Below are 11,928 nucleotides of genomic sequence, written 5' to 3'. Positions count from 1 at the left end.
CATGTTTACAGGTATCGTGAGCGACATCGGCGAGATCGTTTCCGTCGACCCCGGTGGCAAGGCGGGCGACCGTCGTTTCGTGATCTCCACCCGGCACGACATGGTGCCGATCGCCATCGGTGCGTCGATCGCCTGCTCCGGTTGCTGCCTCACGGTGGTGGAGAAGGGTGCCGGCCGGTTTGCGGTCGAGGTCTCGGCGGAGAGCCTCGACAAGACCCATCTCGGCGACTGGACAGTCGGCAGCCGGCTCAACATCGAATTGTCGCTGAAGCTCGGCGACGAGCTGGGAGGCCATCTCGTGTACGGGCACGTGGATGGCGTGGGCAGGATCGTTTCCATGACGCCGGAAGGCGGCAGCGTGCGCTTCGTGTTCGAGGCGCCGTCCGAGCTGGCGCGCTTCGTCGCGGCCAAGGGCTCGGTGGCGATCGACGGCATTTCGCTCACGGTCAATGAAGTGGACGGCAACCGCTTCGGCGTGAACGTGATTTCACACACCCAGGCGGTGACCACCCTCGGACAGGCCAGGGTCGGCCAAAGGGTCAACCTTGAGGTGGATATGCTCGCGCGTTACGTTGCGCGACTGTTGGAGCATCAGAAAACATGAGTGCGCTCGAAAAGGACGCTTGGCGGGTCACCTTCAGCGAAGTGAAGGCCGCCGCCGAGGACATCATCGAGGAGGCCCGCAGGGGCCGGATGTTCATCCTCGTCGACGACGAGGATCGCGAGAACGAGGGCGACCTGGTGATCCCTGCCCAGTGGGCGACGCCGGAGGCCATCAACTTCATGGCCCGGCACGCGCGCGGCCTGATCTGCCTCGCCCTGACGCGCGAGCGGGTGGAGCAGCTCGGTCTGCCGCTGATGTCGCAGAACAACCGGACGCGCCATTCGACCGCCTTCACCGTCTCGATCGAGGCGCGCGAAGGCGTGACGACCGGGATCTCCGCCGCCGATCGCTCGCGCACCGTGTCGGTGGCGATCGATCCCTCGTGCGGACCGCAGGACATCGTGACGCCCGGTCATGTGTTCCCACTGGTGGCGCGCGACGGCGGCACCCTCGAGCGCACGGGTCATACCGAAGCTGCCGTCGACATCGCCCGTCTTGCGGGTCTCAATCCAGCCGGCGTGATCTGCGAGATCATGAACGATGACGGCACGATGGCGCGCCGCAACGATCTCATCACCTTTGCGCAGCGTCACGCGCTCAAGATCGGCACCATCGCCGACCTGATCGCCTATCGGCGCCGCTACGACTCGATCGTGAAGCGAATCAGCGAGACGGCGCTGGACAGCACCTGGGGCGGCGACTTCCGCTGCGTCGTCTACGTGAACAAGGTGACGATGGCGCAGCATGTCGCCCTGGTGAAGGGCGATCCCGCTGCCGGCGGTCCGGTGATGGTTCGCATGCACGCCGTCAATCTGTTCACCGACACGCTTGGGCAGCGCAGCGGCGGCCGCGGCGGCGAGATCGAGGCGTCGATGCGCGAGATCGCCAAGGAAGGCCGCGGCGTCATCGTGCTGATCCGCGAGCCGCTCACCGTGGTGCTGGCCGAGCAGCGCCGTCGCGCCGGCGAGCCGATCGAGCCGGCAGGGCAGGAGCTCCGCGACTACGGCGTGGGCGCCCAGATCCTCATCGATCTCGGCGTGAAGGAAATGGTGCTGCTCAGCAACTCCCAGAAGAGCGTCGTCGGTCTGGAGGGATTCGGTCTCAAGATCGTCGCCCAGAAGCCGGTTCCCGGCCGCGCGAAGGTCTAGACATGTCGACACGGACGGAAAACCCGACGGCCCGGCCGGCTGTCGCAGGCGTCAAGGGCGCGCGCATCCTCATCGTCGAGTCGCGCTACTATGCCGACATCGCCGACGCGCTGATCAAGGGCGCCGAGCAGGAGATCGTGAAGAATGGCGCGAAGGCGGACCGCATCGTCGTTCCGGGCGCCTTCGAGATCCCCGGCGCGATCGCGCTGGCGGCGGACAAGAAGGGCAAGCGCTACGACGGCTACGTGGCGCTCGGCTGCGTCATTCGCGGCGAGACCACGCACTACGACTACGTTTGTGGCGAGAGCGCGCGGGGCCTGATGGATCTGGCGGTTCAGAAGAAGCTCGCCATCGGCTACGGCATCGTGACAGTCGAGAACATCGAGCAGGCGCGGGCGCGTGCCTTCACCGACCGCGGGGATAAGGGCGGCGATGCGGCCCATGCCTGTCTCGCCATGGTGGCTCTGGGCCGACGTTGGAAGAAGTCGTGAGCGACGCCAAACCGGCCGGGCCCAGTCGCCGCCAGGCCGCCCGGCTGGCGGCGGTGCAGGCGCTCTATCAGTGGCAGGAGGGGCAGGATGCTCCGGCCGAGATCATCGAGCAGTTCCTGAAGGTTCGCACCGGCGAAGCGGGCGAGGGCGGCATGCGCCGCGACGCCGACCGGCCGCTGTTCAAGGACGTGGTCGAGGGTACCACGACCCACCGGGACGCGCTGGAGGCGTTGGTGACGGCGTCGCTCGCCAAGGACTGGACCTGGGCGCGCGTGGATCGCCTGGTCAGGGCCATCCTGCTCGCCGGCGCATACGAACTCGTCCATCGGGGCGACGTGCCGCTGCGGGTGGCGATCAATGAATATGTCGAGATCGCCCACGCCTTCTACGACAAGGGCGAGCCCAGCTTCATCAACTCCGTTCTCGACCGCGTGGCGCGTCAGGCGCGGCCGGCCGACCAGAGGTAGGTCGTCATGGCGCGATCGCGGCGGGTCGGTGAGTTCGAACTGATCGCCCGCTACTTCGCGCCGCTCGCCCGCGGCTTCGCGGGCGCCGGAGGCCTGCAGAGCGACAATGCCTTCCTCGCCGCCGACGCGCGTCGAGATCTCGTGGTCAAGACCGACACGATCGTGGCGGGCGTCCATTTCCTGGCCGACGACCAGCCGGCGCGGATCGCCGCCAAGGCGCTGCGGGTCTGTCTGTCCGATCTCGCGGCCGGAGGCTCGACGCCCTTCGTCTACCAGCTTTCGCTCGCGCTTCCGGCGAACTGGCGGGAATCCTGGGTCGCGGGCTTCGCAAGGGGGCTGGCAGCCGACCAGCGGCGCTACGACATCGTGCTGTGCGGCGGCGACACCGTGGTGACGCCGGGACCGCTCACGCTGACCATCACCGCGTTCGGTCGTGTCGCTCGCGGCAAGGGCCTGACCCGTGCCGGCGCCCGTGCCGGCGACGACCTGTGGGTGACCGGCACGATCGGCGACGGCGCGCTGGGACTGCTCGCGGCGCAAGGCGGCTTGCGCGACCTGACGGTCCGCCAGCGCGCGTCGCTCGAGGACCGCTATCGCCTGCCGCAGCCGCGTGCCAGCCTCGGTCCGCGGCTTGTCGGCGTCGCGACCGCGTGTGCCGACGTTTCGGACGGTCTGCTGGCCGATGCCGGGCATATCGGACAGGCCTCCGGACTGGCCGTCGCGATCGAGCGCGGTGACGTCCCACTGTCACCGGCCGGACGCGCCGCCGTGGCGGCCGAGCCGCGGCTCTGGGCAAACGTCCTCGGGGGCGGCGACGACTACGAGCTGGTGATGGCGGTGCCGCCGCGCCGCGCCACCGCCCTTCGGGCCGCGGCGCGGGCCGCCGGCGTGGCTGTCACTCGGATCGGGCGCTTCGCCGGCGGCGGCGGCGTCCGGCTCACGGCGGGAGGGCGTCTCGTGACGGCGCCGCGATCGGGCTACGTTCACTTCTAGTGAAACGCCCTCGCTCATAGCAGCACTGCGCCTCAGGGCATGGCGCGGGCAGGGCGCGAAACTAGAGTGCGGGCCCAATGGACGGATCAGTCAAGGTGAAGGAAATGCCCGCAGCCTCCGACGGCCGCATGCCGCGACGGTCGCTGCGCAACATCGCACTGCTTGCGATGTGCCAGGCGCTGACGCAGAGCAGCAACACGCTCATGTTCGCCTCCTCGGCGCTCGCCGTGCTCACCATCGTGTCGCCCGACATGCGCATGTGGGCCAACCTGCCCATCACCATGCAGCATCTCGGCGTCATGCTGTCGGTATTCCCGGCCTCGCTTCTGATGATGCGGCGCGGCCGCAAGGTGGGTTTCCGCAGTGGCTCCCTGATGGGGATGATCGGCGCGTCTCTGGCCGCGATCGGCCTCGGCGTCGGCAGCTTCCTGGTCATGTGCGTGGGAGGACTGTTTCTCGGCTATGGCATCGCCAACATGCAGCTCTATCGGTTCGCCGCGGTCGAACTCGCGCCCGGCAACTTTCGCGCGCAGGCGATTTCCTATGTCACGGCGGGCGGCGTGCTGGCGGGAATCATCGGTCCGACCCTGGCGCGGCTGACGCCCGACCTCTGGCAGCCGCTCTTCCAGGCGAGCTTCTGCGCCGTCATCGTCATCCATATCCTCGTCTTCATTGTGCTGGGCTTCATCGAATTCCCGCAGGTCAGGGTGGAGGACACCACGGGCCCGCAGCGGCCGCTCTTCGAGATCGTCACCCAGCCGGCCTACATGGTGGCCTGCGCCGGTGCGATGATTGCCTTCGGCGTCATGTCCTTCGTGATGGCGGCATCGCCGCTGGCCATCGTCCAGTGCGGCCTGAAGGCGACCGAGGCGCCCGTGACGATATTCGTGCATGTCATGGGAATGTTTCTGCCGTCGTTCTATACGGGACAACTGATCTCCCGGTTCGGCATCTTCAACATCATGATCGCGGGCATCGTCCTGCTGGTGGCGGGCGTCGTCGTGGCGCTGCTGGGCGTCAGCGAATGGCACTTCCGCGGCGCCCTCAGCCTCAACGGAGTGGGCTGGAACTTCCTCTTCGTGGGAGCGACCACGCTTCTCACCACCACCTACCGGCCGGCCGAGCGGGGCAAGGCGCAGGCGTTCAACGACTTCATGGTGTTCGGCGTGACCACTGTCGCCAGCCTGATGGCGGGCGTGGTGCTGGAACTCGAGGGCTGGGCCGCCCTGAACTATGTCGCCCTCGCGCTCGTGCTGGTCGCCTTGCTGGTGATCGGCGTGTTCCGGTTGCGGAATCCGTCGCGCGCCTGAGGCCAAGCCCTTGAGTTGACGGCGCTTTTCCCAGCCGCGAGTTGCGCCGACACGGGCATCATGTCATTTTTCGCGCGCTTCGCACCGGGGGGAGTACGAGCTTCGGGTCGCGATGCGCTAGAAGCGCTGAAAAAACAATGGGTTAGGAAAAATGTCCACCGTTCTTTGGGGCGTCATCGGCTGCGGCTTGATTGCCGTGCTGTATGGCGTCGTTACCGCATCGCGGGTCATGGCGTCCGACGCCGGCACGCCCCGCATGCAAGAAATCGCGCAAGCCATCCAGGAAGGTGCGGCTGCCTACCTGCGCCGCCAGTACACGACCATCGGCATCGTGGGCGTCGTCGTCCTCGTGCTTCTGGCCCTTCTTCTCGGCAAGTATGCCGCCATCGGCTTCTTGATCGGCGCCGTTCTGTCGGGAGCCACAGGCTTCATCGGCATGAACGTCTCGGTTCGCGCCAATGTGCGTACGGCCGTCGCCGCCCAAAAGAGCCTCGCATCCGGCCTGGACCTCGCCTTCAAGGCTGGTGCGGTGACCGGCATGCTGGTCGCCGGCCTCGCCCTGATCGGCGTCGGCGGCTACTACGCGGTTCTCCTCAAGATGGGCGTCCCCGGCGGCAGCCGTGACATGATCGATGCGCTTGTTGCGCTGGGCTTCGGCGCCTCGCTGATCTCGATCTTCGCCCGTCTCGGCGGCGGCATCTTCACCAAGGGTGCGGACGTCGGCGGCGATATGGTCGGCAAGGTAGAAGCGGGTATCCCCGAGGATGACCCCCGCAACCCGGCCACCATCGCCGACAACGTGGGCGACAATGTCGGCGACTGCGCCGGCATGGCGGCCGACCTGTTCGAGACCTATGCGGTGACGACCGTCGCCACCATGGTCCTGGCCTCGATCTTCTTCGCGGCCGACCCGGTCCTCGTGGCCAAGCTGATGGCGTTCCCGCTGGTCATCGGCGGCGCCTGCATCATCACCTCCATCATCGGCACCTACTTCGTCCGCCTCGGATCGGACGGCAACATCATGTGGGCGATGTACAAGGGCGTGATCGTGGCCGCCGTGCTTTCGGTCCCGGCCATCTATTTCGCCACCGATCGCCTGGTCGGCATGGGTACGGTGATGACGGTCGGCGACCGCTCGTTCACCGGCATGTCGCTGTTCTGGTGCTCGCTGGTCGGCCTGGCCATCACCGGCCTGATCGTGTGGGTCACCGAGTACTACACCGGCACCGACTATCGCCCGGTGAAGGCCGTGGCTCAGGCTTCGGTCACCGGCCACGGCACCAACGTCATCGCGGGCCTCGCGATGTCGATGGAAGCCACGGCGGGCCCGGCGCTGCTGATCTGCGCCGGCATCGTGATCTGCTACATCCTGGCCGGCCTCTTCGGCATCGCCATCGCCACGACCGCCATGCTGGCGCTCGCGGGCATGATCGTCGCCCTCGATGCGTACGGTCCGGTCACCGACAATGCCGGCGGCATTGCCGAAATGGCCGGACTGCCGAAGGAAGTGCGCAAGAACACCGACGCGCTCGACGCGGTCGGCAACACCACCAAGGCCGTTACCAAGGGCTACGCCATCGCCTCGGCCGGCCTCGGTGCGCTGGTGCTGTTCGCGGCCTACACCTCGGACCTCGACTACTTCATCGCGCAGGGCAAGCTGGGCGTGAAGTCGGTCGATTTCTCGCTGAAGAACCCGTACGTCGTGGTCGGCCTGCTGGTCGGCGGCCTGCTGCCGTACCTGTTCGGCGGCATGTCCATGCTGGCCGTCGGCCGCGCCGCGCAGTCGGTAGTCGAGGAAGTCCGCCGGCAGTTCAAGGAGAAGCCCGGCATCATGGCGGGCACGGACCGGCCGGACTATGGCCGCGCTGTCGACATGCTCACCAAAGCGGCGATCAAGGAGATGATGATCCCGTCGCTGCTGCCGGTGCTGTCGCCGATCGTGCTGTTCTTCGTGATCGCGGCCATCGCCAACCGCGCGGACGCCTTCGCGGCCGTCGGCGCCATGCTGCTCGGCGTCATCGTCACCGGCATCTTCGTCGCCATCTCGATGACGGCGGGCGGCGGTGCCTGGGACAACGCCAAGAAGTACATCGAGGAAGGCCATTTCGGCGGCAAGGGATCCGAGGCTCATAAGGCCGCGGTGACCGGCGATACCGTCGGCGACCCGTACAAGGACACGTCGGGCCCCGCGGTCAATCCGATGATCAAGATCGCCAACATCGTGGCGCTGCTGCTCCTCGCCGTTCTGGCGCACTGAGCGGACAGGAACATCCAAAAGCAAAGCCCCGGTCGAAGGACCGGGGCTTTTTCTTTGTGCGCGTCGCGTCCGGCGGACTGGCCTCGGAAGTTCTCCCGCGGCCTCGAAACGTCAGATGCCGCCGCTCGTCGGGGCGCCCGGCGCGGTTTCCTTCTTCGGTCCGCTGAAGCGGCCGACGTTGCCGAGGATCTGCTCGAGGACGGTGAGTTCCTTGCCCGAGGTCGGCGTGATGCGCTGGACCATCTGGATGTCCTGTGCATCCTTCAGTCCGTAGTTCTTGATGGCTTCGATGCGGCCAGAGTCGTTGAACGTGACCTGCATCACCTTCTGGTCGACGATCCGGGGCTTCGTGTAGGCCCAGTAAACCTGGGTCTCGCTGATGTAGTACCAGATGTTCGGGTTGAAGGTGGCGACGGCGGAGGGCGATCCGATCAGGCGGACGACGTCCTCGCGGCTCTGAGCGCCGACTTCGAGCTTTTCCACCGAACCGGGCGTCGCGGCGAAGCCACGCTGGTCTACGGTGTCCTCGCAGCCACCCACGGCAAGGGCGGCGGAGACGGCGAGGGCGCCAACGAGGGCGAGCGGGGCGGTGCGACGCATGGACTGCTTCTTGGCTTTGCGGGAAGAGGGACTGCAAGATGTCGCGATGCAGGGGCGGGGTCAACCTGTCGCCTGTGACGAGTTGGGGAGGAGTAACCCGTGTTCCGCCGCCGCAAGCCCGAGGACGATTTTGCCGCCGCCATCTACAAGCGTGTCGGCGAGCAGGCACGTGCGGCCGAGCTGTTCGAGGCCTGCGGCATTCCCGATACGCTCGACGGGCGCTTCGACGCGCTGGCCCTGCATGCCGCGTTGATGATCGATCGTCTGCGGCGCGAGCCCGACGGGGAAGTGCTGGCGCAGGCCTTCTTCGACGCCATGTTCCGCCATCTCGATCTCACCTTGCGCGAGATCGGCATCCAGGATCTCGGGGTGGGGCGGCGCATCAAGATCATGGCGGAGGGGCTACACGGTCGTGCCCTGGCCTATCGCGAGGCGTTGAACGACGGACAGGTGCCCCTTGCCGAGGTCTTGCGCCGCAACGCCTATGGCGGTAGGTCGCCGGAGGATCAGCAGCAGCTCTCACGCCTCGAGGCCTACGTCCGCGAATATGCCCGGTCGCTGGCGTCGACGGCCCGGAACGACCTCACAAAGTGATTTAACAGAATGACCCAAACCGCTGATAAAAATATCAAATCGGAGATTGAGCGGCTCATTGATCTGGACAAGCTCGGCCCCAATGGCGCGGCCCTCGAGATCACCACCAGCGAGAACGAGCGGGCGGCGCTGGCCAAGCGCTTCGGCTTCATGGGCCTCCCGGCCTTCTCGGCCCGCATAACCGTGGACCGCAAGCCCGGGGGGCAAGTGGTGGTCGAGGGTCGGCTTAAGGGCCGGATCGTCCAGGCGTGCATCCTCAGTCTCGATCCGGTGACCCAGGAACTCGACGACGCCTTCCGGCTGGTCTTCGCCGAGAACGTCACCGAGGATCTCGACCCGGAGAGCGGCGAGGCGGTGCTGAATGCCAACGGGGACGCGCCCGAGCCGCTCACGGGGAACATGCTCGATGTGGGCGAAATCGCTGCCGAACAACTGTCCCTGACCGCCGATCCGTATCCCCGGCGGCCGGGCATAAAGCTCGAGGATGTGCTGCCGAAGACCAAGGGCGGTGCCCGGCGGGCGGCCCCCGAGCCGCGGCGGCATCCGTTCGCCGGCCTGGCGGCCCTGAAGGACAAGCCCCGGCGCGACCGCTAAACTGTTGCGGTGGTGAAACGTTTTGGCTAGAGAATGCCGCCCGCCGCGCCTATAGAGCGCGGCTGCAGCTTTTTTGGGGGCATGCCCTGCTTGCGAAAGCGGGTGAAGCCCTCGTCCTGGAGATCGTCATGGCAGTTCCCAAGAAAAAGGTTTCGAAGTCCCGCCGCAACATGCGTCGCGCGCATCATGCGCTGCCGACGATGGCCTACATGGAATGCAAGAACTGCGGCGAGCTGAAGCGGCCGCACATGGTCTGCTCGCATTGCGGCTACTATCGCGAGGACATGCCGGTCCTGGCCGACGCCGCGTCGGCCGAGAAGTAGTCCGAAGCCCGCTGCCGGCGATGGGCTGGCGCTCGACAGTCGGAGCAGGGCGGTGAGTACGGGCAAGATCGTACTCGCGCTCGACGGCATGGGCGGCGACCATGCGCCCGACGTCGTGGTGAACGGCGCCGACATCGCCCGCGAGCGTCATCCCGGAACCTCGTTCCTGCTGTTCGGAGACGAAGCGCGACTGAAGGCGCTCGTCGACAAGCGCAAGGGCCTGGCGCAGGTACTGGAGATCGTGCCGGCCGAGGATGCGGTGCTGGCCGGGGACAAGCCGTCCTTCGCCCTGCGGCGGCGGCGCAAGTCCAGCATGTGGCTGGCGGTCGAGGCCGCAGCCCAGGGGCGGGCCGATACGGTCGTGTCGGCCGGCAATACCGGCGCGTTGCTGGCGATCTCGATGTTCGCGATGCGCATGCTCGACGGCGCCGATCGCCCTGCGCTGGCTTCCTTCATGCCCACGGCGCGCGGCGAGAGCGTGATGCTCGACCTCGGCGCCAACCTCGAATGCGATGCCGACAACCTGGCGCAGTTCGCAGTGATGGGGAGCGTGTTCGCGCAGATCCTGCTCGGCCTCGACAAGCCGAAGGTGGGACTGCTGAACGTCGGCTCCGAAGAACTCAAGGGCCACGAGGAAGTGCGGCAGGCCGCTGCCTGGCTGCGCCGCGAGGACTCTCCGGTCTCCTTTCACGGCTTCGTCGAAGGCAACGATATCGGCGCCGGGGTTGCCGATGTCGTCGTCACCGACGGCTTCACCGGGAACATCGCGCTGAAGTCGATCGAGGGCACGGCGAAGCTCTACACACAGTTCGTCCGCGACGCCTTCCGGACCTCGACGCTGGCGAAGCTCGGTTACCTCTTCGCCTCGGGTGCCTGGTCCAAGTTGCGCATGCGCGTCGATCCCCGTCGCTACAATGGCGGCGTGTTCCTCGGCCTCAACGGGGTCTGCGTGAAGAGCCACGGCGGCACGGATGCGCTCGGCTTCGCCTACGCCATCGGCGTCGCCGTCGATCTCGTCCGCTACGAATACAAGAGCAAGCTTGTCGAGGGCCTGGCCCGGCTGCGCGAGATCAGCTCGGCGGCCGAGGCTCCTGCGGCCTCGCTGCAGGCAACCGGAGGAACCGCGTGATTCGTTCAGTCGTCCAAGGCTGTGGCTCGTACTTGCCGGAGCGCGTGGTCACCAACGAAGAACTTTCCAGGACCGTCGAGACCACCGACGAGTGGATCCAGCAGCGCACCGGCATCCGCCAGCGTCACATCGCGGCCGAGGGGGAGTTCACCTCGCATCTGGCGCTCAAGGCGTCGCAGCGGGCGCTCGAGCATGCGGGCCTCACGGGATCCGACCTCGATCTGATCGTGCTCGCCACGGCGACGCCCGACGAGACCTTTCCGGCCACGGCGACCCGTGTGCAGGCGGAGCTCGGCATGCGCGGCGGAGCCGCCTTCGACGTCCAGGCCGTGTGCGCGGGTTTCGTCTATGCCGTCTCCGTCGCCGACAGCCTGATCAAGAACGGCCTTGCCTCGACGGCGCTTGTGATCGGTGCAGAGACCTTCTCCCGCATCCTCGACTGGGAGGATCGCGGAACCTGCGTGCTGTTCGGCGACGGCGCCGGCGCGATCGTGCTCAAGGGCGAGCAGGGTACCGGCACCTCGGCGGATCGCGGCATCCTCGCCAATGCGCTGCATTCCGACGGCCGTCAGCACGACATCCTCTACGTCGACGGCGGACCCTCCTCGACGCGCACCACCGGGTTCCTCCGGATGGAAGGCAAGGAGGTCTTCAAGCACGCCGTGGTGAACATGGCCGCCGTTGTCGGCGAGGTCCTGCACAAGGCCGGTCTCGAGCCCAAGGACATCGACTGGCTGGTGCCGCACCAGGCCAACAAGCGCATCATCGACGGGACCGGCCGCAAGCTCGGCCTGCCGCCAGAGCGCGTGGTCGTCACCGTCGACCGGCACGCCAACACGTCCGCAGCCTCGATCCCGCTGGCGCTCGACGTCGCGGTCAAGGACGGCCGCATCAAGAAGGGCGATCTGCTGCTGATGGAGGGAATCGGCGGCGGACTGGCCTGGGGAGCGAGCCTCGTTCGCTGGTAATGCACGATTCCGGTGTAACGGAACGTGAACAGACCCCGATTCAAGTCCGCCTGCTATCCTACTGATATTGACCGCTTTCCCACCTTAGAGTAAGGATTAACTGGGGGAAGAAGGGGTACCGGAGTGGACGGCCGGACTATCACGCGTGCCGATCTGAGCGAGTCAGTGTTCCAGGAAGTGGGCCTGTCTCGCAACGAATCCAGCGATCTCGTGGAGACGATTCTCTCCGAGGTGGTGGAGGCGTTGGCGCGCGGCGAATCGGTGAAGATCTCCTCGTTCGGGAGTTTCACGGTTCGCGACAAGGGGCAAAGGGTCGGCCGCAACCCGAAAACCGGGCAGGAAGTTCCCATCCTGCCGCGGCGAGTCCTCGTCTTTCGAGCGTCGAATGTCCTGAAGTCACTGATCAACGGGGCGCCCGGCGAGAACAAGGGCTGATGGGGACACGAGGGG

General features: G+C 66.8%; 14 protein-coding genes. 13 read left to right on the top strand and 1 reads right to left on the bottom strand.

Translation table 11 applies throughout. The features are described from left to right. Nucleotide 1 precedes the first annotated feature (1 nt). From LJ725_RS02320 to LJ725_RS02290, 7 genes are all read left to right on the top strand, one after another. Nucleotides 2-604, top strand: a complete 603-nt coding sequence (locus LJ725_RS02320; RefSeq protein ID WP_230549002.1) for a riboflavin synthase — start codon at nt 2-4, stop codon at nt 602-604. Next, nucleotides 601-1,752: a 3,4-dihydroxy-2-butanone-4-phosphate synthase gene (gene ribB, locus LJ725_RS02315; RefSeq protein WP_230549001.1), complete on the top strand. Its 1,152-nt coding sequence runs from the start codon at nt 601-603 to the stop codon at nt 1,750-1,752. Before LJ725_RS02320 ends, ribB begins: the two co-directional genes overlap by 4 nt. A gap of 2 nt (nt 1,753-1,754) precedes the next feature. Beyond that, complete coding sequence (locus LJ725_RS02310) at nt 1,755-2,243, top strand: 6,7-dimethyl-8-ribityllumazine synthase (protein WP_230549000.1); 489 nt, start codon at nt 1,755-1,757, stop codon at nt 2,241-2,243. Continuing rightward, nucleotides 2,240-2,710: a transcription antitermination factor NusB gene (gene nusB, locus LJ725_RS02305; protein ID WP_230548999.1), complete on the top strand. Its 471-nt coding sequence runs from the start codon at nt 2,240-2,242 to the stop codon at nt 2,708-2,710. The genes LJ725_RS02310 and nusB overlap by 4 nt, the downstream gene beginning before the upstream one ends. A gap of 6 nt (nt 2,711-2,716) precedes the next feature. After that, a complete protein-coding gene (gene thiL / locus LJ725_RS02300; RefSeq protein WP_230548998.1) occupies nt 2,717-3,703 on the top strand; it encodes a thiamine-phosphate kinase in 987 nt (328 codons plus the stop codon). Nucleotides 3,704-3,780: 77 nt separating this feature from the next. Further along, nucleotides 3,781-5,013, top strand: a complete 1,233-nt coding sequence (locus LJ725_RS02295; protein WP_230548997.1) for an MFS transporter — start codon at nt 3,781-3,783, stop codon at nt 5,011-5,013. 151 nt (nt 5,014-5,164) lie between these two features. Further along, a complete protein-coding gene (locus LJ725_RS02290) occupies nt 5,165-7,270 on the top strand; it encodes a sodium-translocating pyrophosphatase (RefSeq protein ID WP_230548996.1) in 2,106 nt (701 codons plus the stop codon). Nucleotides 7,271-7,381: 111 nt separating this feature from the next. Here the strand turns inward: LJ725_RS02290 and LJ725_RS02285 are convergent, their stop codons facing one another. Further along, nucleotides 7,382-7,870: an outer membrane protein assembly factor BamE gene (locus LJ725_RS02285; RefSeq protein ID WP_230548995.1), complete on the bottom strand. Its 489-nt coding sequence runs from the start codon at nt 7,868-7,870 to the stop codon at nt 7,382-7,384. A gap of 99 nt (nt 7,871-7,969) precedes the next feature. Here LJ725_RS02285 and LJ725_RS02280 point away from each other — a divergent pair, with 99 nt between their 5' ends. The 6 genes from LJ725_RS02280 (at nt 7,970) to LJ725_RS02255 (ending at nt 11,913) form a co-directional block, all read left to right on the top strand. Next, on the top strand, nt 7,970-8,464 hold the full coding sequence (locus tag LJ725_RS02280) for a ubiquinol-cytochrome C chaperone family protein (RefSeq protein WP_230548994.1): 495 nt from the start codon (nt 7,970-7,972) through the stop codon (nt 8,462-8,464). A gap of 9 nt (nt 8,465-8,473) precedes the next feature. Then, complete coding sequence (locus LJ725_RS02275; protein ID WP_230548993.1) at nt 8,474-9,058, top strand: YceD family protein; 585 nt, start codon at nt 8,474-8,476, stop codon at nt 9,056-9,058. Nucleotides 9,059-9,186: 128 nt separating this feature from the next. Next, entirely contained in the window at nt 9,187-9,381 is a 195-nt protein-coding gene (gene rpmF, locus LJ725_RS02270) for a 50S ribosomal protein L32 (RefSeq protein ID WP_230548992.1), read from the top strand. A gap of 52 nt (nt 9,382-9,433) precedes the next feature. Then, a complete protein-coding gene (gene plsX / locus LJ725_RS02265) occupies nt 9,434-10,510 on the top strand; it encodes a phosphate acyltransferase PlsX (protein ID WP_329958334.1) in 1,077 nt (358 codons plus the stop codon). After that, nucleotides 10,507-11,478 carry a beta-ketoacyl-ACP synthase III gene (locus LJ725_RS02260; protein WP_289294770.1) on the top strand — a complete coding sequence of 324 codons (972 nt, stop codon included), beginning with the start codon at nt 10,507-10,509 and terminating at the stop codon, nt 11,476-11,478. The genes plsX and LJ725_RS02260 overlap by 4 nt, the downstream gene beginning before the upstream one ends. A 123-nt stretch (nt 11,479-11,601) precedes the next feature. Then, nucleotides 11,602-11,913: an integration host factor subunit alpha gene (locus LJ725_RS02255; protein ID WP_230548991.1), complete on the top strand. Its 312-nt coding sequence runs from the start codon at nt 11,602-11,604 to the stop codon at nt 11,911-11,913. Nucleotides 11,914-11,928: the final 15 nt, after the last annotated feature.

Origin of the sequence: Reyranella aquatilis, assembly GCF_020880995.1 — a bacterium.
In the GTDB taxonomy this organism is placed as follows: domain Bacteria; phylum Pseudomonadota; class Alphaproteobacteria; order Reyranellales; family Reyranellaceae; genus Reyranella; species Reyranella aquatilis.
Note: the sequence above shows the minus strand (reverse complement) of the source record. Positions and strands in the feature narration are given on the sequence as shown.

Bases quoted from the DNA above. Each gene is read 5' to 3' on its own strand.
- LJ725_RS02320 (WP_230549002.1), top strand. From the start codon at position 2: ATGTTTACAGGTATCGTGAGCGACATCGGCGAGATCGTTTCCGTCGAC.
- ribB (WP_230549001.1), top strand. From the start codon at position 601: ATGAGTGCGCTCGAAAAGGACGCTTGGCGGGTCACCTTCAGCGAAGTG.
- LJ725_RS02310 (WP_230549000.1), top strand. From the start codon at position 1,755: ATGTCGACACGGACGGAAAACCCGACGGCCCGGCCGGCTGTCGCAGGC.
- thiL (WP_230548998.1), top strand. From the start codon at position 2,717: ATGGCGCGATCGCGGCGGGTCGGTGAGTTCGAACTGATCGCCCGCTAC.
- LJ725_RS02295 (WP_230548997.1), top strand. From the start codon at position 3,781: ATGGACGGATCAGTCAAGGTGAAGGAAATGCCCGCAGCCTCCGACGGC.
- LJ725_RS02290 (WP_230548996.1), top strand. From the start codon at position 5,165: ATGTCCACCGTTCTTTGGGGCGTCATCGGCTGCGGCTTGATTGCCGTG.
- LJ725_RS02285 (WP_230548995.1), bottom strand. From the start codon at position 7,870: ATGCGTCGCACCGCCCCGCTCGCCCTCGTTGGCGCCCTCGCCGTCTCC.
- LJ725_RS02275 (WP_230548993.1), top strand. From the start codon at position 8,474: ATGACCCAAACCGCTGATAAAAATATCAAATCGGAGATTGAGCGGCTC.
- rpmF (WP_230548992.1), top strand. From the start codon at position 9,187: ATGGCAGTTCCCAAGAAAAAGGTTTCGAAGTCCCGCCGCAACATGCGT.